Here is a 22,483-nt window from a genome sequence, read left to right on the forward strand (position 1 = left end):
CGTTGAGACCTCGGTTCTTTCGTTACTAGTGTTAGGCGTGCGTAGGAATCCGTGGCTCCGTATGAATCATCGAGTCCGAGCTGGGTAACGCCTTAAGGATTTCCTCCTCGAGGAGATCGGCTAGGTTATGGGCGTAGGTGACGGTCCATTCACCGGGAACGAGCATCGTTAGGTAGATCAGGCGATTGCGGCCTGAAGCTACGGTGCGCACTTGGGTCATGGTCACTCCGTGCTTGGCTTCGAATACTCTGAGAACTTCGTTGAGGACATCGACGTCCTCCTGGGGGAGTGCTTCACTGATCAGGTTACGGAGCGAGGACTTGAGCAGGGTATAGCCGGTCCACATGATGTTGACACCAACCACGAGCGCGATGACCGGGTCGAGCCAGGTCCAGCCGGTCAAAGCGACTGCAGCGATGCCGATGACGACACCGACGGTGGTGTGGACATCGGTAAGCAAATGGTGCCCATCGGCGTTGAGTGCTGCCGAGCGGTACTTCTTGCCTGCGCGTATCAGCACTACACCGACGCTGAGGTTCACCAGCGTGGCAAGGATGGACAGGCCAAGGCCGATACCGACTTCCTCCAGGGGGTGTGGCTAAAGAGACGCTCCACGGCGGTGTAGATGATCATGCCGGCGGCGACGAAAATCATGGCGCCTTCAACCAGAGCTGAGACGTACTCGGATTTGCCGTGTCCGAAGTTGTGGTTGGCATCGGCAGGCTTTGCTGCAATGCGGGTGGCAATGAGTGCTACGACGGCGGCGATGAGGTTGACGCCGGACTCGAGGGCATCAGAAAGAAAGCCGACCGAACCGGTCAAAATGGCGGCGCTAGCTTTTAGCGCGATGGTGATGATGGCAGCGGTAATGGATAAGAGCAAGAATTTTTCGATGATCTTCTGCTCTTTTGCTGGGGTAGTCATAACGAGACCTTCAAGCAAACGGGTGCCGGGGGATTTCCGCCCGACACGAGGAATACGGGCAGAAGGTCTCGTTCGCTCAAATAAGTGTGAGCTGCGCGGCCGGGCTTTTTAAGCCAGTATGTCGACCGGACATCGCCATAAGAATACGGGTGTGAACTACTCCCCTTCGAAAGAAGTAGCCTACACACCCAGTGAGGAAAGGTAAAGGTTTAAGCGTCTTCGGCCTGCTTTGCTTCGCGGCGGATACCGTTGTTTATCCAAGATGAACAGGATTGGTCAGGCATAGTCTCGAATCTGAATCTCAAAGTCGGTGGCTGGGGGTAAGCTCCTAAGTATCGGTGCTTTGCTATCTGACGCGAAGTTGGGAGAATGAAATGAAAGAAAATATGGCAGACCCAGGCGATCCGGTGAATCAAAATGACCGAGTCGCGGATAATTTCTCAGGCGAAAATGACATGGATGGCACTTCCGTAGTTTTAGATGAGACATCTATCAAAGACAGCAATAACGAGAAGGATTCTGAAAACCACAATAGAGCGAATTCGTCATCAGAAGCCAAAGAGTCCGATGGAAGTCTGGGGAGCGAAGCGGACATGAAAGATAAAGATAAAGCCCCTGATTTTGTAGAGGGAGAGATACTTCAACTTCAGACGGAAGATGGAATTGCTTTCTTTGGTGATGCTGCCGCTCTCGAAAGTCTAATCATGGACTTAGAACTCCCAGCCGACGAGATTCAAGATATCGTACCGAATACCATCGAGCGATTGCTAGGTTCGCAGTATATGGCAGGCACTATCCTCAAAGGATTTTCAGAGGTTGTCGAAGCATCGGGTGCTTACCTTAAGCTGACGCCAGAGGGTCGGGCTCAAGTGAAAGCGAAAGGACTCTATCAGAGCAAAGAGGGCATAAATTACGCAATCATTGGCAAACCCGGGAAAGTGGATCAATGGCTGCAGGTTGAAAACGGTTTATCCGCCGTTTTGAGTAATCCAGCCATGCTGTCGAATATCGGCGGGATTATGACTCAATTAGCCATTCAGAAGTCCATTAATGAAATTACTGGGTATTTGGAGCAAAACATCCAGAAGCTAGAGAGCCTCGCTAAAAAACTTGAAAAGGATCAAATAACGAGGCTAGAAGGCGTCTATAGTTCTTTGCAAACGAGCATCAATAGGCGCAATCAAGTTGGCGGAGTGGACGCCACCCTGTGGGGAAAAGTTTCTACTTATGACGCGCCTATTGAATCTGCTAGAAGATATGCCTTGGGAGAAATAGCCGAAATCGCCGAATCTTTGGACAAGGTGCACAGTCTTTCAGACCTGGAAACTGTATTAGATTTGGCTGAAAGCAATCTACCTAAGTGGCTTGCATTAGTGGCTTACATACGACAATCTGAGCTTTGGTTTGACGAGCTTGAACTTGAGTACAGGCACTCAGTATCACCCGGGACTTACCAATTACATCTAGAGTCAGTGCGAGAGGAGCAAGAAAAGGATTTAAACAAGTCCATTTCTGCACTCAATAAACTCCTCGGGGGAATTGAGAAAGCTGTCACAGTAGCCGACGCCAAATTATTCTGGAACCATGCTTCTGCAATTCAATGCCAGGGAAGGCTTCAAAGAATTGAATTGAAAGTTTTTCGGCTTATGCAGGCCCTAGATTCGAATTTCGAGAGGTCTCAAACCCCAATTAGAGCATTGAATAAACGGGAAAGGACTTTGGCGAAGACCGTAGAAAAAGCGAAAGCTACTGGCCCAGCAACTTTAGGGGTGGTTTTAGCTAGATACGTTGCAGAACACCCGGAACAGGTGAGGAATGCTGGGACGACTTTATTCAAACTTATTCGAAGGTAAATAAGATTCTTTTTGGATACCCCAATGTTGCCTTGGGTGGATAATTTCATGGAATAGGTCTAGCTAACTTGGGCTCATTCAGGTATGGACTAGATGATTGCCTCAGGTGCCGAGTTTGCTGTGATGCGAAACTTAAGCTTCTTCGGCCTGCTTTGCTTCGCGGCGGATGCGGATGCCGCCAATGACCTGGAAGATGCCCCAGCCCAGAGCAAGAACGCCGAGGAATACTGCAACGCCGAGTGCGGCGCCACCTGGGTTGATGATGAAAAGGATGCCGGCGAGGATGAAGAATACACCACTGATGCCGAGCATGAAGCGGGAGCCATTGGTGCTGGTATTGAATGCGGAGATGATTTCCACGACGCCGCGGATAATCAGCCAGATGCCCAGGACCCATGCAAAGACGATGGTGCTAGAGATTGGGCGGAAGATGACCAAGACGCCAGCGATAAGTCCGAGGATGCCCAGGGTGATGAGCCACGGGCGAGCTTTCTTGCTGGTTGGTTGGGCAGCGGCGACGAATGCGAGGATGGCGTCGATGACGGCGTAGATACCCCAGAGCATCACGAGTGCGAAGATGGTGCCAATAGGAGAGAAGATTGCGATAAGACCAAAGAGAATAGCGATAACTCCGGAGACGATCAGCATCAGGCCGGAGCGTTTAACAAAATCAAACATGTATTAGTTCCTTTGATAAGACGTAAATTTGTTTTCAGAGGATAATCTCCATTTTATCGCGATTTTTGAGTTCAAGCTTGGAGTAATGCTATTGCCGTGGCGTGATTGATCGTGTCGGTTGGAAGCTGTGGTGATGGCTGCGAATGCGTTCGATGAAGTGGTAGCGGTTGTCCGGGGCTTTTCATATAGTCAGGGGCATGACACATAGTGAAGATTCCACACCACACTCATCAGGGGCCAAGACTCGTTCAGGTAAGCGTGAGGCCAAAGGAAAGAAGAGACCGACCTTTGACCTGGTTGACGCGCAGTGGTTGCGCGCGCAACGCTCGGCCATCCGTGGGGAAGTAGAGCTCAAAGATTTCCAAGACAAGCTGGCTGAAGCTGCCGTGAACTATCAAAGTAGCCAAGGCAATAGCGTCGGTATTGCTATCGTGTCGACGCTTGGCGCGATCGTGGTTGCGATCCTTGGAGTAATCCTAGGGATCTTTATCATGGTCTTAGCCAGTGACTGGATTTCTTCAATGGGAGAGGGCTAAACCATGAAGAAGGGCGGCGGCAGTGGCTGCGTAGGTTTAATAGTGGTCCTCTTTGTCATCGGCTTGGCGGTGTGGATGCTCGCAGCAGCACTCTGGCTCTTTGGCGGAATAGTAGCGCTGGGGTCTATTGCGCTCGCGGTAGCTTTCATCGTTGGCGTCTGGGTAGGTGTGGGACGGCGGCGTGAGAGTATGCGTGTCGCGGAAGAGGTTGAGCTCATGGCGTATGATTGCGCCCAGGACTTGCGTAAGCTGCAGTACCGGTGGGCAGAAGCAGCTACCACTCGGGGTATTGGTACCGAGCTGGAGAAGGTGCTTCTGGAGAACCCAGCTTTGGTGGATGCTCGGCGCCGGCAGATTGACGCGATGATTACGTTGGTTGAAGGTGCGCCAGCGACTGAACAGCGCTTGGAAGCTATCTCAAAGGCGGAAGCGCTCCGTCATGAGGTTGAAGAACAACTCGCCCGATAGTGTAGTTGACGGTTGTATTCTGGGAAGCATGACTGATGCATCAGATAAGCAGCTGCCACAACTAGTTGGTGATGTTGCTGAGGTACTTCAAACGCCCGCCGATTCTTCGGGGTCGATTTGGAAGCTGGAGCCACATACCCGCGGGCTTGACTGCAATATCATCTCAATTCCGCCGAATGATGAGATTGGCCGACATGAGGGGCCAGATTTGGATGTGGTGATTGTGGTCCTAGATGGCTCAGGTGTTTTGGAGACTGAAGGCGAATCTATTGCATTGACGGCGGGCTCAGTGGTGTGGCTGCCAAAGAACTCCATACGGCGCTTTGGTGCAGGAGAAGAGGGCCTACGCTACTTTAGCGTTCATACCCGCAAGCGAGGGTTACAGATAGGCCCCGTTCCGGAGCGTTAAGCGCTGGGGCGGGAGCGTGGGCGCGCTGTAGGATCGGGTGCATGGTTAATAAGCCGCTTGCACGCGCCCGACTAATTACCCAAGGTGTTGCTGCCCCTCTTGCTGTGGAAGCAGAACAGGGGACTGCTGCACATGCAGCAGAGATTGCCGCGCTCTTTGGTGCTACACAGGGGCAAGACTTTCCTGGGGTCATTTCATCGCTGGCATACCGCCTGGGAACGCCATCTGCGGTAGAGACTGTCTTTCAGGCTTTTGAACAAGGTCTGTTGGTGCGTGGGTATCCCATGCGCGGCACAGTATTCCTTACGGCTGCTGAAGACCTGGCATGGATGACTGAGCTATGTGGCAAGGGACCAGCAAAATCAGCGGAGAGAAATCGCCCTTCACTGGGGCTCGATAACTCGCACGTAGACCAAGCCGCACAGATTATTCATGACATTGCTGTGGACGGCGGTTCTACTCGTGCCGAGCTCTTTGAAGCATTTGAACGCGATGGTATTCCTATGGGGTCAGGATGCGGATATCACTTACTCCGGGCACTCCTGCATAACGGAACCGTGGCATATGGTCCGATTGGGGGAGAAGGCGCACGCCTCGAAAACCGCGTCATGTTGGCAGATAGCTGGTTACCTAAGGACAGTGATCTAGAAGCCAGATTCAATGGGGAAGAACATGCTGCAATAGTTGAACTACTACGTAGGTACCTCAACACACATGGGCCAGCCACCCTTCGAGACTTCGCCTGGTGGTCCAAACTGCCACTGGGCAAAATCCGTAAGGCCTTCACGGACATCGAAAGCGATTATGTCTCCTGGGACGCGGTAGTTGGCGCGCCGGGCCATGGAGATGCAGCTTCTGGGGAGGAACTGTGGGTACGGGAAGATGCCTTGCCGGCGATTGCGGAATATGACAAGGAAGCGAATAAGCCGCGACTGCTGGCAGCGTTTGATGAAATCATCCTAGGCTATCAGGACCGAATGTACATCGTTCCGGAGGAACACCACGCAGCACTAGTGCCCGGCAATAATGGAGTATTCCGGCAAGCGGTGGTGGCATCTGGTGAAGTGGTGGGCTTCTGGAAGCGCCAGGGCCCAGCGAAGAAGCGAAAGCTCGTGGTCGAAGAATTCAAGCCGCTCAGTGCCACGCGCGAAAAGCAGGTGCAGGCGCGATTTAACGCCTACCCCTTCGCCACTGCTTAACGCTGTGGGGGCTTAAGAGCGCCGGTGATCTAGAAGAGGTAGACCGCCGCGTTATTTCCGCCGGAGCACGTCACCAGGTTGTCTTGGCCGGTCACACACTTCATGTCATAGTCCAGATTGGTCACAGGGCTATGGGCATTGATGGTGGTTGGCGTGTGGTTGCGAGCGTTATCGCTGGGACCTTCGGTTTTCGCCATGAGCCCAGCGAATACCTCACCGGCGAAGTCACAGCTGGTATTGGGGCCAGCTGCTAAACCGTGGACGCCATAGCCATCACCCATCATGCACAACGTGGCATCACGATCGCCGAGCTTGATGGCTTGACCGTTTGTGGCACGGCCATTACCGAGCTGATCATAAAGTGAGCGATACAGCGCTTGAGAAGCTACCGAGTCGATCTCTGGGTTCTGTGCTTGTGCTGCCGGGGCTGTGGCTGCGCCAGCAGTGGTTGCGTCAAGCGCGGGAACACTCAGCCCAGCGGCAACCATGCCAGCGAGCAGAATCTTTGAAGACTTTCGCAATTCCGTGGTCATAACTCTTAAGGATATGACAGGCAGCTGGCAGTCAGGCTTCTTTTCGGTAACGGCGTGGCGGCATTTCCACAAAGATGCCTGCAAAGATTCCCCGTGAGAATCTTTGCGGGCATGAGTCGGTTGTTGTGCCTGATGCTTAGTACATGTAGACGGTGGCGTTATTGCCGCCCTCACAAGTGATCAGGTTGCGTTCATCGTAGTTACACGTCATGTCATAGGCCTCATTGGTTACTGGGCTGCCTGCACGGACAGTGCCTGGCAACACGCCGCGGACATTCTCGCCGGTTGGGTTAAGCCCAGCAGTGGCTGCATTCATAACATTGCGGGCAAATTCGCACGAAGTGTTTGGCCCGGCAGAAACGATGTTGAGGCCATAGCCATCACCATGGACACATAATTCGGTCGCCTGGCCATCAATAGTGAAGGTATCGCCGATATTGCCATTGGCACGCATTTCATCGGCCATGATTTGCTGGAACTCTTCACGGGTTTCCTCAGGACCTTGGGGGATCTCAGGTTCCTGTGGGGTTTCGCCCTCGTTTGGTGGTGGAGTGCCCTGGTCCGGAGGGGTGGATCCAGTATCGGCGCCCTCAGTGTCGGCCGGGGTATCGGCGGAGGTGTCCTGGGCTTCGGTATTGTCTGCCTGCTGCTCTTCGGTGGAATCTTCGGTGATTTCTTGGGTCACGGTGGTGGTTGCAGCGGCTTGGTCATCGGCAGGCGCACCGCATGCGCCCAGCGTGAGTGCTGTGGTGGCAGCAAAGATTGTAAACGAGCGTTTCATGATGAGGTCCTTCCTTAAAGCTGAAAATCAGCTTGTTGGATGTCTCTTCTGGTGTGTAGTTTGCGGGTCGTCGCGAAGATCTCGCCGGGTAAAGGTCACTTGAATTCGACGTCCCTTACCTGTGCCATCGCAGGCACTTCCCGGAGTATTAACTTCAGGTGCTTGCCTGTAGTGCTCGGGCGAGCATAAATCCTGCAATGACGGGTTGAATTGCCGACGGCTTTCGTTGGCGCCCAAGTCTAACTCTCTTCAGGGGAATTAGGGAGTACGTATTCTAAATTGTTATGAGCCAAAGACTATTGCGCGCCATCAATGTTGCCGCATGGGCACATGATGGCCAGCTGCGGAAAGGGACCGACATTCCCTACGTATCGCACGTTTATGGGGTAATGCATTTGGTTAGCCAACAGCCCGGCGTGGAGGAGGATACGCAGATTGCGGCTCTATTGCACGATGTCTTAGAAGATGTTCCGCAGCGCTATTCTGCAACGGACATGACTCGGGACTTTGGGTCAAACGTGACGGAGATTGTCCAGGCGCTGACAAAGGATAAGTCTTTGCCTGCCTGGCAAGAACGGGCAGATGACTACTTGGCACGCCTGCAGGGTGCACCGCGGGCGGTGGTGATCATTGCCGCGTGCGACAAGGTGCATAATTTGAGCTCCATTCTCGCTGATTATGAGCTGGTGGGAGAGCAACTGTGGGACCGCTTCAACTCAGGCAAGCAAGCGCAGAACTGGTGGTACCACGCGGTCTATGAAGCGTTGGTGACACGCTTGCAGGATTTAGGTGTTGATGCACATGGGGAAGACTTCCTTCCGGTGTTGGTTGAATATCGGGCCTTGCTGAAGCGGTTGGACGCGGCCATCGGGGGATAGCGTTTGGCGTTCGGTTTGATGTTGGAACCGGGTACGGGGTGCGGTGTTCGGGAAGCGTACTTTCCGGGGGTGGGGAAAAGAATTAAATTCACTTTGTTCATGAACGGAACTCTTTGGTGTTGAAATGGTCTTCTTAATGGATTAAGAGTGAAATCAGGTTGGCTGATGTGGTAATGGGCTGGCTTTCACGGGGTTGGGACTTTATGTGCCAGTTCACATGATGGATAAAATTTCTTTCTTGGAACAAAAATTGCATTTTGGGAAGTCCTCCTTGAATGGCATCTCCAAGATTTAGAAAGGGAGGCAACCTTGGTCGCCGCTCATACTCTTATCGCGATCGTTGTGGTCGTGCTCCTTATCATTCGGTTCAAAGTCGACCCCGTCATCAGCCTGGTTTTGGGTTCCCTCTATCTGGGTATTGCCACCGGCGTCGGCCTGGGTGGAACCGTTGAAGCCATCACCGTGGGCTTCGGCGAGATCATGATTGAAGTTGGTCTGCTCATTGGCTTCGGCGTCTTGATTGGCGCGCTGATGCAATCAACCGGCGCGTTTACCAGGCTGGTCCGGATTCTGGTGCATAAAGTCGGTGCCCACCGGTTGCCATACTCGTTGGCGCTGCTGCTATCCATGATCATGCCGTCGATTTATGTCGATGTACAGGTCGTTCTTGCCGCCCCAGTCGCACGCGCTGCCGCACCATCATTGGGCAAGCGTGGTCTGCCGCTGATGGCATCCGCCATTGGTACGGGTATTTTCTCCGGTTATGTATTTGTCGTTCCAGGTTTGGCGGCAATCTCCATTACTGGTCTGATGGGTATTCCATTGGGAAATTGGTTGCTCTTCGGCTTGGTCTTGGGACCACTTACTGCGGTCGTGACCACGTTCATCATGCAGATGGTGCTGCGCACCAAGTACTGGAAGCCAGAAACCGATGAGGAATTTGCCAATGAGACTGCCCTCGCGAAGGTTGGCACTGGTGAAGACCAAATAGATACTGATTCTGTTTCGGGCGGTACGTCTGGAACTGGAGGCGAACCAGTAGATCCCGCTGGGCCTGCATCTGGTGGAGCTATTGAATCGGATGCTGGTTCTTCTAAGGCAGATAGGATGCCGCTGCTGGTACTTTTCCTGCCGATTTTGGTGCCGCTTTTGCTCATTGGTTTTGGCGCATTTGCGGGTCTTTTCAACTTTGCCAACCCGGTTATTGAATTCTTCGGTGATGCCAATATTGCACTCTTTATTGGTTTGCTGGGCGCATACGTCATCTCCCGTGCAGTTAATGGCCAAGACTCCACCAGTGAAGCGATGGGCTCCGGCTTCAGCACCACTGGTGAAATCCTGCTGATTACCGGTGTCGGTGGCTCCTTGGGCGCTGTCATTGGTGTATCAGGTCTGGATGCGGTCTTGGAATCCATGTTCACTGCGAATGAGAACATGCCAACCGTTGCCATTATCGTCCTAGCGTGGTTCGTGGCAGCCGTGCTGCACTTGGCTATTGGCTCGGTATCTGTTGCAGCTATTGCGGCGGCGGGCATCATCGCGCCGGTCCTGGGCGTAGTGGCGGTGAACCCGATTGCGATGGGCTTGGCTATTGCCTCAGGTGCGCTTTTTGCGTTGCAGGTCAACAGTAACTTCTTCTGGATGTTTAAGTCCCTGCTGGGGCTGACCACCAAGGGTGCATTGAAGACTATGACCGTGGCTACCACTATTTCCTCGGTTGTGTCCCTGCCAATCGTGATTATTCTGGCTTTGATTATGCCTGCTTAATTTTTACGTGGCCTTCAAGCGGTCATTGGGTGTGCTCCTTTGGGGCGTGCCTGGTGACCGCTTTATGTTTTCCTCCAGGAACATACATTTAGTTCCCTCGGTAGGATTGGGTCATGTCTGATACCCGGTTAGAAAAAGGCGCACGGAAAATTCTGCAGAAGGACGGCGGGGTGGTCCGGCGACCTTTAGCCGATGGCCGTGAGTTTGATGTGGCTTATATCCGCACCGGGCGCAAGAAGCGAACACCCGTGGTGGTGATTCCGGGTGGGCCGGGTCTAGCATCGGCGTTGCCTTATCAGGGCTTTCGGAAGTTAGCTGCTAAACAGGGGCTCGATGTCATCATGGTCGAGCACCGCGGGGTGGGGCTATCGCGTGCGGATACTTCTGGCGAGCTCTTGCAATTGGCTGACGTAACGGTCGAAGCGGCGGCGGATGATATTGCCGCTGTGATTGATGAGTATGGTTTGGACCAAGTCGTGGTGGCGGGGACGTCCTATGGTTCCTACCTGGCCCAAGTATTTGCTGTACGCCACCCGGGCCAAGTGAAGGCATTGGTGCTGGATTCACCGATGCTATCCGTTGAGGCTGATTTGGTGATGGTGCGTGAATATCGGCGCTCACTCCTGTGGGATGGGGAGTCTGAGCCCACGGCTGAGGTGGCCGCGGTGATTCGCCAGCTGGCGGAGAAAGAGGAGCCGACGGAGCTTGCACACGTGGTGCAGGTGGTTTATGAATTCGCTGGCTTGGAAACACTCACCACTCTGCTGAAAGAACGCCAGGCGGGGCGCCTGGGCTGGTTGTGGAAGCGCATTAACAAGATGGGCTCTGGTGAAATGGATGGTGAGGGCATGGCCTATTTCATGGAGCCGAAACTGGTGCGGGGAATCTCTTTCGCGCAGCTAGGCTATGGTTTGCCAGCGGATGGGGGACCATTGGATCCGCAGCTATTCATGGTCAAGAATGCCGGTGATGCGCCGGAGTTTGCGGGTGAAACTACTGACTTGGAAGCGGCATTGGACGGCTATGACTGGCCGACGGTGGTGATATCCGGAGACCGGGATCTGCGCACGCCACGGCCGGTAGCGGAAAAGATTGTGCAAGGAGTCCCAAGGGGAACGCTGGTGCCGATTGCCGAGACCGGGCACAGCATGTTGGATACGCACCAACTGGTGTTGATTGAGGTGCTGTTGAGCCTCTTGGACTTTGGTGATGAGGGCCTTGCGGAGAAAGCAGATTACTTCGCTGGGCGTCCGCGGAAGGGAGCTTCCGGCAAAATCGGCAAGATTCTCTCGACCATCGTGAGGGTTAAGGCCAAGTCCTCCTAAGGACTGGGAGAGTAGTTGGAGCTGATGCTGTGATGCGTTGCTGAAACGTTTTTGAATCCGCTTTGCTCAATCGAGCTTTGCTGAGAATGACAGCTGCCTCGCTCCCTTTAATGGTGGGGGCGAGGCAGTGTTTGTGTTGAGAGTGAAGTTCTTACTGGACTCGGGTTTTGTGGGGCTTAGGATTAGAGTCCGGCGCTGAGTTGGGCGGCGGCGTCGAGGAGTTGGGTGCCGAACTTTTCGGCGGGGGATGGTTTGAAGCGGTCGACGGAGCCAGAGATGGAAAGCACGGCGACGAGCTGGCCATTGGAGTCGGTGACGGGGGCAGAGACAGAGGCGAGGCCGGCTTCGCGTTCTTCGACCGACTCGGAGTAGCCGGCGTTCTTCGCGTGGCTGATGTCCTCAGTGGTGAAGGTGGCATTCGGTACGGTGATATCGGCGAATGCGGCGATGATGCGCGCAGCGGAGCCAGAGGTCAACGGTAGTTGGCTGCCCACGGGGACCACATTGTGGAGCCCCTGAGCAGGTTCCTGGGCAGCCACGCAGGTGCGGGCATTATCGGTCCACTGGTAAAGCTGAATGGACTCACCGGTATCTTCCATCAGTTGTTTCATGATGGGCTTGGCGCTGGTGAGCAGGTCATCGCGGTTGCCGGGGAAGGCGGGGCCAATGGTCCACTTGCCCTCAGCCGTGCGGGCCACCAAGCGGTGGGCTTCCAATGCGGTGGCCAAACGGTGCGCGGTGGCGCGAGGCAAACCGGTAGTTTCACACAAATCATTGAGCGTGGATGGTTTATTGGCGGCGGCCATCATAATCGCAACGGCGCGATCGAGTACCTTTATGCCTGACACTGCGCTATAATCTCCCATATACTGAAACATACGTCCCAATTAGTGAGATTTCAAGTGTGGAGTGATTGAAATGTCTAAAAAGCTGACCTTGGCTGAGAAAGTATGGCGTGACCACGTAGTCACTGCCGGTGAAAATGGTGCCCCCGACCTGATTTACATCGACTTCCAGCTCCTGCATGAGGTTACCAGCCCCCAAGCCTTTGATGGACTGCGCTTAGCAGGTCGCAAGATGCGCCACCCCGAGCTGCATCTGGCCACCGAAGACCACAATGTCCCAACCCTGGGCATTAAGACCGGTAACCTGCTGGAAATTGTGGATAAGACCTCCCGTACCCAGGTGTCAACGCTGCGCGATAACTGTGAAGAATTCGGCGTGCGTCTGCACTCCATGGGTGATGAGCAACAGGGCATTGTCCACACCGTGGGACCACAGCTGGGTATTACCCAGCCAGGTATGACCATCGTCTGTGGTGACTCGCATACCTCAACCCACGGTGCCTTTGGTTCTATCGCGATGGGTATTGGTACCTCCGAGGTAGAACACGTGATGGCTACACAGACTTTGTCTTTGAAGCCTTTTAAGACCATGGCCATTGAGGTCAAGGGCACATTGGCAGAAGGCGTGTCTGCGAAGGATCTGATTCTGGCGATTATTGCCAAGATTGGTACCGGCGGCGGTCAGGGCCACATCATCGAATATCGTGGTGAAGCCATCCGCAAGATGTCCATGGAAGCACGCATGACCATCTGCAACATGTCCATCGAGGCCGGCGCGCGTGCCGGCATGGTCGCACCTGATCAGACCACCTTTGATTATGTTGAAGGCCGCGAATTCGCACCGAAGGGTGAGGATTGGGACAAGGCCGTTGAATACTGGAAGACTCTGCCAACTGATGAGGGCGCAGAATTCGACACTGTCGTAGAAATCGATGCTGATTCCTTGACCCCATTCGTTACCTGGGGCACCAACCCAGGCCAGGGTCTGCCTTTGGGCGACGTTGTCCCGGATCCAGAAGCAGCTGGCGATGATAATGAGAAGTCGGCTATCTCTAAGGCTTTGCAGTACATGGACCTGACCCCAGGTACGCCACTGCGTGAGATCGCTATTGACACCGTCTTCTTGGGCTCTTGCACCAATGCTCGTATTGAGGACCTGCGTGCAGCAGCTGAAGTTGTCCAGGGCCGCACCAAGGCAGAAAATACCCGCATGATTGTGGTGCCATCGTCTGAGGTAGTGAAGAAGCAGGCTGAAGAAGAAGGCCTGGATAAGATTTTCACCACCTTCGGTGCTGAATGGCGTACCGCGGGCTGCTCCATGTGCCTGGGCATGAACCCAGACCAGCTGAAGCCAGGGGAGCGTTCTGCGTCTACGTCCAACCGCAACTTTGAAGGCCGCCAGGGGCCTGGTGGACGTACCCACTTGGTCTCCCCACTGGTTGCTGCAGCGACCGCTGTGACTGGCCATCTGTCCTCACCAGCTGATTTGGACCCAGTTGATTCCGACGCGCTGGCGTCTTAAGTCGAGAGAGAAAGAAAGGATTTAACAGTCATGGAAAAGTTCACCACGCACACCGGCATTGGCGTTCCACTGCGTTATTCCAATGTAGATACTGACCAGATCATCCCAGCGGTCTATTTGAAGTCCGTGAAGCGCTCCGGCTTTGAAGATGGCCTCTTCTCCAACTGGCGCAAGGATGAGAACTTTGTTCTCAACCAGGAGCCATTCAACAAGGGCACCGTTCTCTTTGCTGGCGCGGACTTCGGCACCGGTTCCTCCCGTGAGCACGCAGTCTGGGCACTGGGCGATTATGGTTTCAAGGCCGTATTTTCCTCCCGTTTCGCAGATATTTTCCGCGGCAACTCCGGCAAAGCCGGTATGCTGACCGGCCTGATGAATCAGGAAGATATTGAGCTTATCTGGAAGCAGCTCGAATCCGGTGATGTGGAAGTCACCGTGGATCTGGAAGCACGCACCGTCACCGTTGGCGGCAACGTGTACTCCTTCGACATTGATGACTACACCCGCTGGCGCCTGATGGAAGGCCTCGATGACATCGGGCTGACCTTGCGCGATGAAGAAGTGATTGAGTCTTTTGAATCCCAGCGCCCAGCTTTCAAGCCTTCTGTGCCGGCTGATTCTTAAACTCGCTGATTATTAGCCAGCTGGATTTCATGAATGCAGGTTTATCTATAGGTAAGCCTGCATTTTTTGGTTCTGTGCTGGTGGTTGGGGAATTGTTTAATTGAGCTGCGGAGTAGCATGAGATAAATGGCACAGACTTCATCGATGATCCCACCGGCGGGGCCCGCGTGGACGGGCTCGCTGATGGGCACCTCGATTATCGCCACGCTGCTGCATAATCATGCTGATGGTGTGGCGGGTATGCCTGATGCGCCAGCAGGTATGTGGAGAACATACCTGCTGTGGGCTAGCGGATTCTTCTTGATTATTGCCACCGGTATTTTGGCCGTGACGCTCATTGGTCTGGCAAGGCATCGCACGCCACCTTTTAAACCAGAGCACATGGCGCCGTGGGGCATGTTCGCCATGGGCGTGATTTCGCTCGGCGGCGCTTGGACCGCGATGACCGGGGAGAGCATCTATCAGCTCATTGGGTATCTCACCGGCGGGCTCGGCGGGTTTATCATCGCGCTCAATCAATGGCGCAAATTCCCTGGCTCGCCCAGTTTCCAATGGGGTCTCGCTTTGGTGGTTCCCATGGTGGCAGCTACCGCAGCCGGACAGCTCGGGTTTATTACTTTGGGTCGCATCGGCTTCATCTTGGTGTGGCTTATCGGAGTACCGGTCTTTGCCTATGTGTATTTGGCGCTCATTCGCGGGCACGCATCTATTCCGGTTGCTTTGGGCACCACCACGTGGATTCCCGTTGGCGTGATTGGGCAATCCACCGCATCAGCGCAGTTATTATTCCCCACGAAGTTTGCGCTGACCTATGCCGCAGTGATGCTAAGCCTTGGTGTGATGGCAAGTGCGTTTGCGCTCTACCAGGAATTTCGTACGGTCAAGGCGTGGTCTGCCTATAGCCCCGCGTGGTGGGGATCCACCTTCCCCGTGGGCACCATGTCCCTGGGCACGCACTTTGTGGCACTCAATGCCCAGATGCCGATCTTTGACCGCATCAGCCAAGCCTTCTTAGCACTGGCGATTGTCAATTGGCTATTGTGCGTAGCCCGGTTTAGCACCTGGCTTGTGAGCTCTTATCGCACTGGCAGTGGGGACGCTAAGTAATCAGCGCCAATGAGCTCACCATCTTTAAAGCTCAACACCCATACGGAGGCCTTCTTGGCCTTAACCTCTTCGGATTCACAATCCCAGAACTTCGGTGCTTGCGCCTCAATGAAAGAAGGAATGGTCAGCCCCTGCGAGACCACCACGGGGGTGCCACCGCGGGAGATGATGGAATCAATCGCCAAACGCGCCTTGGAAGGCTGCTCCAACCACGCATCATCGCCCAATAGCGAATCAATGTGGACGGGGAGATTTAGTTCATCGGCCAAAGGTGCAGCGGTTTGCTGGCAGCGGTCCGGATATGCCGAGTAAATGGCGGTGGGGTGATAAGGGGCAAGCTCCGAAATCAGCATCTCTGCCTGACGGCGGCCCTTCTTATCCAAAGGACGCAAATCATCATCGCCCACCCAGGACTTACGGTCATGCGCGCGAGCATGGCGCACATATAACAGCAGGGTAGTAGGGGTTAACTGCAAACGCTTGAGCGCCTTATCCAGCACTTGCTCATCGAGCTTATATGTCACGCGCTCACGTGCTTCGGCAATGGGCATCCACTGCAGTTCATCCACCTCATCGTTTTGGGTGAAATCCCCGCTGAGCACCTGCGCGAGCCAGTAATAGACCACCTTGGTGCGCCCCTGAACCGGGTAGGTGACCTTGCCCACCAGTTTGCCCAGTTTGACTAGGCAGCCGGTTTCTTCTTCCAACTCGCGGGCGACGGTCGCAGGCAAAGATTCGCCCGGGTCGACCTTGCCTTTTGGCAAAGACCAGTCATCATAATGTGGGCGGTGAATGAGAGCCACCTCAGGATTTTCCGGGTCACCGCGCCATAGAATTGCGCCGGCAGCCAGGGTGGTGCGGCGAAATTCTGCATTGGGGTCCACGGGCACATGCTGGAGGCGTCCGGAGATAAAAGTCTCTGAACTGATGTCCTTATCAGTCTCGTGCATGTCTTTTACCTTGGGTTTATTCGCCATGGGGGTGTGCTCCTTTGGGGGTGGACGTGTCACACATATCCTAGACCCTTGCCCGCAATGTGACCGGGTAAGTCATCGGAATGTTTTATGATGGTGATCGATTTTAAATGTTTGAGAAAGGTTTTCTTGTGGCACAAGTTGCAGTGATGGGCGCGGGCTCATGGGGCACGACATTGGCGAAGGTCTTCGCTGATGCCGGAAGTAGCGTTCGCCTCTGGGTGCGTCGGCCAAAGTTGGCTGAGGCTATAGCCACCCAGCGCCGCAACGTGGATTACCTGCCAGATATTGAGCTCCCGACGACGCTGGAACCCACCACGGATGAGGCTTATGCGATGGCGGATGCAGATATCGTGGTCTTCGCTGTGCCTTCGCAGACTATGCGCGATAACCTGGCGCGCTGGGAGAAGCATTTGCCTGCCGATGCCACCCTGGTCTCCATTTCCAAAGGCATCGAGACCGAAACCCTCAAGCGCATGAGCGAGGTAATCGCAGAATGCACCGGTGCCTCGCCTGATCGCATCGCGGTACTTTCTGGACCAAACCTGGCGCGCGAGATTGCTGAGCAACAAGCCGCTGCCACGGTGATTGCTTGCCCTGATGAATCACGGGCGATTGCCATCCAGCAGGCGGTGTCGACGTCTTATCTGCGCCCCTATACCAATACTGATGTCATTGGTTGCGAAATCGGTGGTGCTTGTAAGAATGTCATCGCGCTCGCCTGTGGTGCAGCCGCCGGCATGGGTATGGGAACAAATACGATGTCCACGCTGATTACTCGCGGCCTGGCGGAAATCACGCGCTTGGGTGAGGCGCTCGGCGCAGACCCGCGCACCTTTGCCGGGCTTGCTGGCTTGGGTGACTTGGTGGCCACGTGTACCTCCGATCTCTCCCGTAACCGCACCTTCGGTGTGCGCCTGGGTAAAGGCGGCAGCCTAGAAGAAGCCACGGCCGCCACCCAAGGCCAGGTCGCTGAGGGCGTCTTTTCCTCAGCATCCGTCTACCGCCTGGCGCTGGAAAATGGCGTGGATATGCCGTTGACCCAAGCCGTATTCGGTGTGTGCCACAAGGATGTCCAGGCATCGGACATGGTGGTGGCACTGATGGGTCGCAGCAAGAAGTCAGAAGTCTAGAAGCTAAACTGATTTTCCATGACTTCCAAAACGCGCGTAGCTGTCATCTATGGTGGCAAAAGTACTGAACACTCTGTCTCTTGCGTAACCGCAGGTGCAATTATGAGCCACTTGGATCCCAGCCGCTATGAGATTGTGCCCATCGGCATTACCCGCGAGGGCATCTGGACCATCGGTGTCACTGAAGGTCTAGAAATCACCGACGGCCAGATGCCTGAGGTTGAGCTTGCCGATGAGCTCACCGTCTCCCTGAATCCAGAAGGCGCCGGTGAAGTCCACAATGTCACCCGCGGCACGCTGCATGCGGAAATCGATGTCGCATTCCCCGCGCTGCACGGCGTCAACGGCGAGGACGGCACCATCCAGGGCGTATTCGAGATGGCCGGTATCCCTTATGTTGGCCCTGGCGTGATGGCATCTGCTGTGAGCATGGATAAAGAATTCATGCGCAAGCTCATGGCTGCTGAAGGCCTGCCCGTGACCCGCGATGTCATTCTGCGCGGTCGCACCGAGCTCACCGAAGCTGAGAAGGAAGTGCTCGGCCTGCCGGTCTTCGTGAAACCCGCCCGCGGCGGTTCCTCCATCGGCGTGTCCAAAGTCAGCGCCTGGGAAGAGCTGGAGGCCGCCATCAAGGAAGCGGCAAAATTCGATGACAAGGTGATCGTCGAAGTCGAGCTCGTTGGCGCTGAGGTCGAAGTCGGCGTGCTCGAATACCCTGATGGTGCCGTGGTAGCATCCGTTCCAGCACAGCTCAATGGCACTGAGGACTCCGGCGAAGGCTTCTACGGTTTTGATACCAAGTACCTAGACAACACCGTCACCGCGACCATCCCTGCGCCTTTCGATGAAGCAACCACCTCGGCTATTCAGGATCTGGCCATTGAGACCTTCAAGGCGCTCAACTGCGAGGGGCTCTCGCGCGTGGACTTCTTCGTCACCGCCGAAGGCCCGATGATCAATGAGATCAATACGCTGCCGGGCTTTACCCCAATTTCCATGTACCCGCAGGTCTTCTTGGCCTCCGGCGTGGAGTACCCAGAATTGCTGGATACTCTCATCGCGACCGCAGTGGCTAAGGCTGCTCGTTAGTATTAGCCGCAATGACATCGCCCAACTCCACCAGGGCGGTGTTGGCAACATCCTGTGGCGTGCTCAGCGCAATGTCAGTCTCACGTCCCAGCGCATACCAGGTGCCCGCGGTGGTGCCACTACCCAGCGTGGTGTCCTGGAACCACGGGATGTCATTGATCTGCTGTAGCTGCTCACCCGGCTCATAGCCTGCCGGTGGCTCAACACCACAACGAATCACAATCGGTTCACGGCCCGGTGCACCCCAGGCGGCAGTATGCTCTTCTTCCACCTCAAAGCGTTCATATTCTTCGCCCACGATATCCGGCAGGGCATCGCCCAGCGGCGCGCATACCTCGGCATTATCTGCTGAATTTAGCTGCGAAAGGGGAGCAGGCTGTGGCTCCTGGGGGTCATCGGCAAGCACTGCGAAAGCCTCGCCCAAGCCTTCCGGACGCTCATCGCCATGGGTGGTAATTGCCACCGCGGGCGAATAATCAAGCGCATACCACGTGGTCAACGTCGAACCCTCGGTCATATCGCGCACCTCCAACCAATTGGTGCCATCCACCTCAACTGGCTGGGAATACTTGGTGTACTGCAAAGGCATATTCACACCGCAGCGCAGGACCGTGGCCATGGAAGAAATCTCCGCCCAGGCCGCAACACCATCTGGTGCGGGCTCAGCAATCTCTGAGCGCTTCTCACCCATTAACGTATCCGGCACATTATCAATCAACTCGGCGCATTCGGGGCTGGATGCGTCTGGTGAATCCACGGCACCCACCGACACCGGCTGGCGGGCCACGTTGTCAAAGTAGTACTTCGTGCCAAAAAGCACCCCGACAACGAGGGCAATAGCGATCCCAAGTGAGACAATAATTGCCGTGCGATTAAATTGGGTATTCATAGATCCACATGTTACTGAAAGGTAATTGAGTGAAAATAACTGACTCTCGCGAGGACGCCACGGTAGGTGATGTCGGCGAGCACGGCGTGATTGAAGAAATCATTGCGGCTGCGCCTAGCTCGGTCAATGGCGATGACGCGGCGGTGCTCTTACCGATGCCGCCCAACTCGCGGACCGTTGCCACCACGGACATGTTGGTCGAAGGCCGCCACTTTCGCTTGGACTGGTCCACGCCTTTCCAGGTGGGGATGAAGGCAATCACGCAGAACTATGCGGATATTGAGGCGATGGGTGCGCGTCCCATTGGTGCGCTCATGGCGCTCGGGGCGCCTGTAGATACGCCGGTGTCCGTGGTGCGTGAGATTGCCCAGGGCGTTGCCGCGCGCACGGGTGCTTATAACACCGAGCTGGTCGGCGGTGATGTCACCAAGTCGCAGCAGATTACTATTTCAGTCACCGCCATTGGCGCTTTGGGCGGGGACCGTCAGCCTTTAACGCTGAACTCAGCGCGCGCGGGGCAGAAAGTTGTGGCGCACGGGCGCATTGGTTGGTCAGCGGCCGGCTGGGCGCTTCTGGAGCGCTTTGGGCATTCGCTTCCCGATGCCTCCCTGCAGCCCCTGGTGGATTTTCACTGCGCACCGGAGATCAATCCTGGTCGTGGCATGATTGCGCGCGCCACGGGTGCTACGGCGATGACTGATAATTCTGATGGTCTCGTGCATGATCTGAACACCATCGCGCGGCGTTCTTCTGTCCACATTAATGTCTTTAGCGACGCGATTGTGCCCGATGACCTGCTGGTGCGCGCGGGCGAGCTGCTGGATCATGATCCGTGGGATTGGGTACTCGCCGGCGGGGAAGACCACACGCTGCTGGCCACTACGCTCAAGGACCCGCCATCTGGTTTTCGCACCATTGGTGAAGTCACCCGCCGCAACGGTGATGCGCTGGTCACCGTGGACGGCAAGCCAGCAGCCTATACCAGCGGATGGGAGTCTTTTTAATGCACCCTGATTGGCAACCGATTCTTGGCCCTGCGCTTGAGGCGGTGGACCCGGCTGTGTATGCCGAGGACACCTTGCCCGCGCGCTCGGATATTCTGCGCGCCTTTGATATCGCGCCAGCTGATGTCCGCGTGCTCATTGTCGGCCAGGACCCTTATCCCACGCCCGGTCACGCCATGGGGTTATCCTTTTCCACCCAGCCCGGCATCAAGCCGCCGCGCTCTTTGGTCAATATCTTTAAAGAGCTCGAAGCCGACCTTGGCCTTCCAGCGCCTGTCGATGGCAACCTTTTACCCTGGTTCAACCAAGGCGTCATGTTGCTCAACCGAGTGCTGACGGTATCCGCCGGCAATGCTGGCTCTCATCGCCGCAAAGGCTGGGAAGCGGTGACAGAAGCGGCCATCCGCGCGCTTAACTCGCCGCAGCTTGTAGCCATCTTGTGGGGCAAAGACGCCCAATCGGTGGAGCGTTTCATTCCCGATGCACACATCATCGCCTCCCCGCATCCCTCGCCGCTGTCGGCGCGCCGCGGATTTTTCGGCTCTAGGCCTTTCTCGCGCGCAAATGAGGCATTGGTTCAGGCCGGGTCGCATCCCATTGATTGGCGATTGTAGACTAATCAACCATGTCAACCGATCACATTGATGCCGCCGCTCTCCATAACTGGGCGAAGCGCTCGGTAGCGGAGTTATCTTTGCGCCGCACCGAGCTCAATGAGCTCAATGTCTTTCCCGTCCCTGATGCCGATACCGGCTCGAATATGGCGCACACTATGGAAGCCGCACTCGCCGAAGCCGACAAGGGCGGTGATGTCGCAGAAGCCCTCGCTATTGGTTCTGTGCGCGGCGCCCGCGGCAATTCCGGCATGGTGCTTTCCCAGGTCCTGCGCGCAGTCGCGGACTCTTCTGCCGATTCCCTCATTGATGCGCACACTTTCGCCAACGCGCTCAACCTCGCTGTCGAGCTGGTAGACCGCGCGATTGCGGAGCCCGTCGAAGGCACGGTGGTCTCCGTGCTGCGGGCTGCGGCACTAGCCGCACAGGAGGCAGTGACAGCTGCCGAGGTCACCCTAGCTTCCGTGCTTAACGCAACGTGTGATGCCGCGCGCCAGGCCCTGGCGAATACACCCTCGCAGCTTCCTGTCTTGCGCGAAGCTGGTGTCGTGGATGCTGGCGGCGCCGGCCTGCTCATCCTGCTTGAATGTTTACTCGCGGAAGTCGAGGAGACCGCACCGCGCGAGGCCGTCGCGATTCCCGAAGCCGTCTTCGAGTTGGAAGTGGTGTTTTTCTATGAAGGTGACATTGGCAAGCTTGAAGCTGCCCTGAATCCGTTCGGCGATAGCCTCGTCATCGCGCGTGCCACTGAAACTGCTGCGAATGTGCACATCCACACCACCGAAGCCGGCCGCGTCATTGAGACCGCTTTTGGTCTCGGCGCCATCTCCAACCTGCGTCTCGAGGTTCTTCCCTCCAAGGCCCCGGCGCCTGAGACCACACAGCCGGGGGTATACGTGGCCGTGCGCGAGAAGGAAATGGCCAAGCTGTTTAGCTCCATCGGCGCCACGATCTATACTCCGGGAACTGAGCTGGAGCCGGCGGATATTTTCATCGGCAGCCCGCGCAACATTGCCACCAACGGCGCGCAAGTCGTTGAAGCCTCCTCCCATGTTGCAGCGATGGCCGCGCTATCTGTCTACGCACCCGGGCCCGAGGCGGCCGCGGCGATGGAAGAGGCGGCATCGGCCATGCGCGTGGACACACCCAGCGATGAATCCATCGGCGCGATTATCGCCTGCTGCAATGACCTCTTGGCCTCGGGCGGGGAACAGGTCACCATTTTGACCTCACTCACGATTGATACGGAGCAACTCTCGCGTCAGCTGGGGGTTGAGGTGATTGCCGTGACGGTGCCCGGGATGCGCACCGAAATCGGGGTAGAATAATAA

Annotated in this window: 22 protein-coding genes and 1 pseudogene; 16 read left to right on the top strand and 7 right to left on the bottom strand. The window is 55.7% G+C overall.

What is annotated here, in order from left to right:
* Positions 1-31 precede the first annotated feature (31 nt).
* Positions 32-924 (bottom strand): annotated as a pseudogene (locus ACG98I_RS10410) (cation diffusion facilitator family transporter).
* Between the two features lie 374 nt (positions 925-1,298).
* Between ACG98I_RS10410 and ACG98I_RS10415 the strand changes: the two are divergent.
* Positions 1,299-2,777, top strand: a complete 1,479-nt coding sequence (locus ACG98I_RS10415) for a hypothetical protein (RefSeq protein ID WP_394720571.1) — start codon at positions 1,299-1,301, stop codon at positions 2,775-2,777.
* 132 nt (positions 2,778-2,909) lie between these two features.
* Here the strand turns inward: ACG98I_RS10415 and ACG98I_RS10420 are convergent, their stop codons facing one another.
* Positions 2,910-3,455, bottom strand: coding sequence for an HdeD family acid-resistance protein (locus tag ACG98I_RS10420; RefSeq protein WP_394720572.1), 546 nt, complete (start codon positions 3,453-3,455; stop codon positions 2,910-2,912).
* 197 nt (positions 3,456-3,652) lie between these two features.
* On the opposite strand from ACG98I_RS10420, the gene ACG98I_RS10425 reads away from it, so the two are divergent.
* The 4 genes from ACG98I_RS10425 to ACG98I_RS10440 are packed head-to-tail and all read left to right on the top strand — an operon-like array spanning position 3,653 to position 6,067.
* Positions 3,653-3,991 carry a hypothetical protein gene (locus tag ACG98I_RS10425; RefSeq protein ID WP_394720573.1) on the top strand — a complete coding sequence of 113 codons (339 nt, stop codon included), beginning with the start codon at positions 3,653-3,655 and terminating at the stop codon, positions 3,989-3,991.
* A gap of 3 nt (positions 3,992-3,994) precedes the next feature.
* Complete coding sequence (locus ACG98I_RS10430) at positions 3,995-4,459, top strand: hypothetical protein (RefSeq protein ID WP_394720574.1); 465 nt, start codon at positions 3,995-3,997, stop codon at positions 4,457-4,459.
* 28 nt (positions 4,460-4,487) lie between these two features.
* Positions 4,488-4,868, top strand: a complete 381-nt coding sequence (locus ACG98I_RS10435; protein ID WP_394720575.1) for a cupin domain-containing protein — start codon at positions 4,488-4,490, stop codon at positions 4,866-4,868.
* A gap of 41 nt (positions 4,869-4,909) precedes the next feature.
* Positions 4,910-6,067 carry a winged helix DNA-binding domain-containing protein gene (locus tag ACG98I_RS10440; RefSeq protein ID WP_394720576.1) on the top strand — a complete coding sequence of 386 codons (1,158 nt, stop codon included), beginning with the start codon at positions 4,910-4,912 and terminating at the stop codon, positions 6,065-6,067.
* 29 nt (positions 6,068-6,096) lie between these two features.
* On the opposite strand, the gene ACG98I_RS10445 is transcribed toward ACG98I_RS10440, so the two are convergent.
* Positions 6,097-6,600 carry a hypothetical protein gene (locus tag ACG98I_RS10445; protein ID WP_394720577.1) on the bottom strand — a complete coding sequence of 168 codons (504 nt, stop codon included), beginning with the start codon at positions 6,598-6,600 and terminating at the stop codon, positions 6,097-6,099.
* A gap of 136 nt (positions 6,601-6,736) precedes the next feature.
* On the bottom strand, positions 6,737-7,381 hold the full coding sequence (locus tag ACG98I_RS10450) for a hypothetical protein (protein WP_394720578.1): 645 nt from the start codon (positions 7,379-7,381) through the stop codon (positions 6,737-6,739).
* 284 nt (positions 7,382-7,665) lie between these two features.
* Here ACG98I_RS10450 and ACG98I_RS10455 point away from each other — a divergent pair, with 284 nt between their 5' ends.
* The 3 genes from ACG98I_RS10455 to ACG98I_RS10465 all read left to right on the top strand — a co-directional run bounded on the left by ACG98I_RS10455 (position 7,666) and on the right by ACG98I_RS10465 (position 11,351).
* The gene (locus ACG98I_RS10455) at positions 7,666-8,259 is read left to right on the top strand and encodes an HD domain-containing protein (protein ID WP_394720579.1); all 594 of its coding nucleotides are present in this window, start codon (positions 7,666-7,668) and stop codon (positions 8,257-8,259) included.
* 348 nt (positions 8,260-8,607) lie between these two features.
* A complete protein-coding gene (locus tag ACG98I_RS10460) occupies positions 8,608-10,026 on the top strand; it encodes a GntP family permease (RefSeq protein WP_394720580.1) in 1,419 nt (472 codons plus the stop codon).
* 113 nt (positions 10,027-10,139) lie between these two features.
* Positions 10,140-11,351: an alpha/beta fold hydrolase gene (locus ACG98I_RS10465; RefSeq protein WP_394720581.1), complete on the top strand. Its 1,212-nt coding sequence runs from the start codon at positions 10,140-10,142 to the stop codon at positions 11,349-11,351.
* 182 nt (positions 11,352-11,533) lie between these two features.
* On the opposite strand, the gene ACG98I_RS10470 is transcribed toward ACG98I_RS10465, so the two are convergent.
* Positions 11,534-12,217 (bottom strand): IclR family transcriptional regulator, encoded by a 684-nt coding sequence (locus ACG98I_RS10470; RefSeq protein WP_394720582.1) that lies wholly within the window; start codon positions 12,215-12,217, stop codon positions 11,534-11,536.
* Positions 12,218-12,269: 52 nt separating this feature from the next.
* On the opposite strand from ACG98I_RS10470, the gene leuC reads away from it, so the two are divergent.
* From leuC to ACG98I_RS10485, 3 genes are all read left to right on the top strand, one after another.
* Positions 12,270-13,718, top strand: a complete 1,449-nt coding sequence (gene leuC / locus ACG98I_RS10475; protein ID WP_394720583.1) for a 3-isopropylmalate dehydratase large subunit — start codon at positions 12,270-12,272, stop codon at positions 13,716-13,718.
* Positions 13,719-13,748: 30 nt separating this feature from the next.
* Positions 13,749-14,342, top strand: a complete 594-nt coding sequence (gene leuD, locus ACG98I_RS10480; protein WP_394720584.1) for a 3-isopropylmalate dehydratase small subunit — start codon at positions 13,749-13,751, stop codon at positions 14,340-14,342.
* 126 nt (positions 14,343-14,468) lie between these two features.
* Complete coding sequence (locus ACG98I_RS10485) at positions 14,469-15,449, top strand: tellurium resistance protein (RefSeq protein WP_394720585.1); 981 nt, start codon at positions 14,469-14,471, stop codon at positions 15,447-15,449.
* Here ACG98I_RS10485 and ACG98I_RS10490 read toward each other — a convergent pair.
* Entirely contained in the window at positions 15,419-16,426 is a 1,008-nt protein-coding gene (locus ACG98I_RS10490; protein ID WP_394720586.1) for an NUDIX domain-containing protein, read from the bottom strand. The genes ACG98I_RS10485 and ACG98I_RS10490 overlap by 31 nt on opposite strands.
* A gap of 128 nt (positions 16,427-16,554) precedes the next feature.
* Between ACG98I_RS10490 and ACG98I_RS10495 the strand changes: the two genes are divergently transcribed.
* On the top strand, positions 16,555-17,556 hold the full coding sequence (locus ACG98I_RS10495) for an NAD(P)H-dependent glycerol-3-phosphate dehydrogenase (protein ID WP_394720587.1): 1,002 nt from the start codon (positions 16,555-16,557) through the stop codon (positions 17,554-17,556).
* An 18-nt stretch (positions 17,557-17,574) separates the two neighbouring features.
* Positions 17,575-18,645 carry a D-alanine--D-alanine ligase family protein gene (locus ACG98I_RS10500; RefSeq protein WP_394720588.1) on the top strand — a complete coding sequence of 357 codons (1,071 nt, stop codon included), beginning with the start codon at positions 17,575-17,577 and terminating at the stop codon, positions 18,643-18,645.
* Here ACG98I_RS10500 and ACG98I_RS10505 read toward each other — a convergent pair.
* Positions 18,629-19,534, bottom strand: coding sequence for a DUF3515 domain-containing protein (locus ACG98I_RS10505; protein ID WP_394720589.1), 906 nt, complete (start codon positions 19,532-19,534; stop codon positions 18,629-18,631). The genes ACG98I_RS10500 and ACG98I_RS10505 overlap by 17 nt on opposite strands.
* A 29-nt stretch (positions 19,535-19,563) precedes the next feature.
* Here ACG98I_RS10505 and ACG98I_RS10510 point away from each other — a divergent pair, with 29 nt between their 5' ends.
* Genes ACG98I_RS10510 through ACG98I_RS10520 form a run of 3 tightly spaced genes read left to right on the top strand, consistent with a single transcriptional unit; the run spans position 19,564 to position 22,480 of the window.
* On the top strand, positions 19,564-20,538 hold the full coding sequence (locus ACG98I_RS10510) for a thiamine-phosphate kinase (protein ID WP_394720590.1): 975 nt from the start codon (positions 19,564-19,566) through the stop codon (positions 20,536-20,538).
* Positions 20,538-21,152, top strand: a complete 615-nt coding sequence (locus tag ACG98I_RS10515; RefSeq protein WP_394720591.1) for a uracil-DNA glycosylase — start codon at positions 20,538-20,540, stop codon at positions 21,150-21,152. The genes ACG98I_RS10510 and ACG98I_RS10515 overlap by 1 nt, the downstream gene beginning before the upstream one ends.
* Positions 21,153-21,163: 11 nt before the next feature.
* Complete coding sequence (locus ACG98I_RS10520) at positions 21,164-22,480, top strand: DAK2 domain-containing protein (protein ID WP_394720592.1); 1,317 nt, start codon at positions 21,164-21,166, stop codon at positions 22,478-22,480.
* Positions 22,481-22,483 lie beyond the last annotated feature (3 nt).

Origin of the sequence: Corynebacterium sp. L4757 (assembly GCF_043673995.1) — a bacterium.
In the GTDB taxonomy this organism is placed as follows: domain Bacteria; phylum Actinomycetota; class Actinomycetes; order Mycobacteriales; family Mycobacteriaceae; genus Corynebacterium.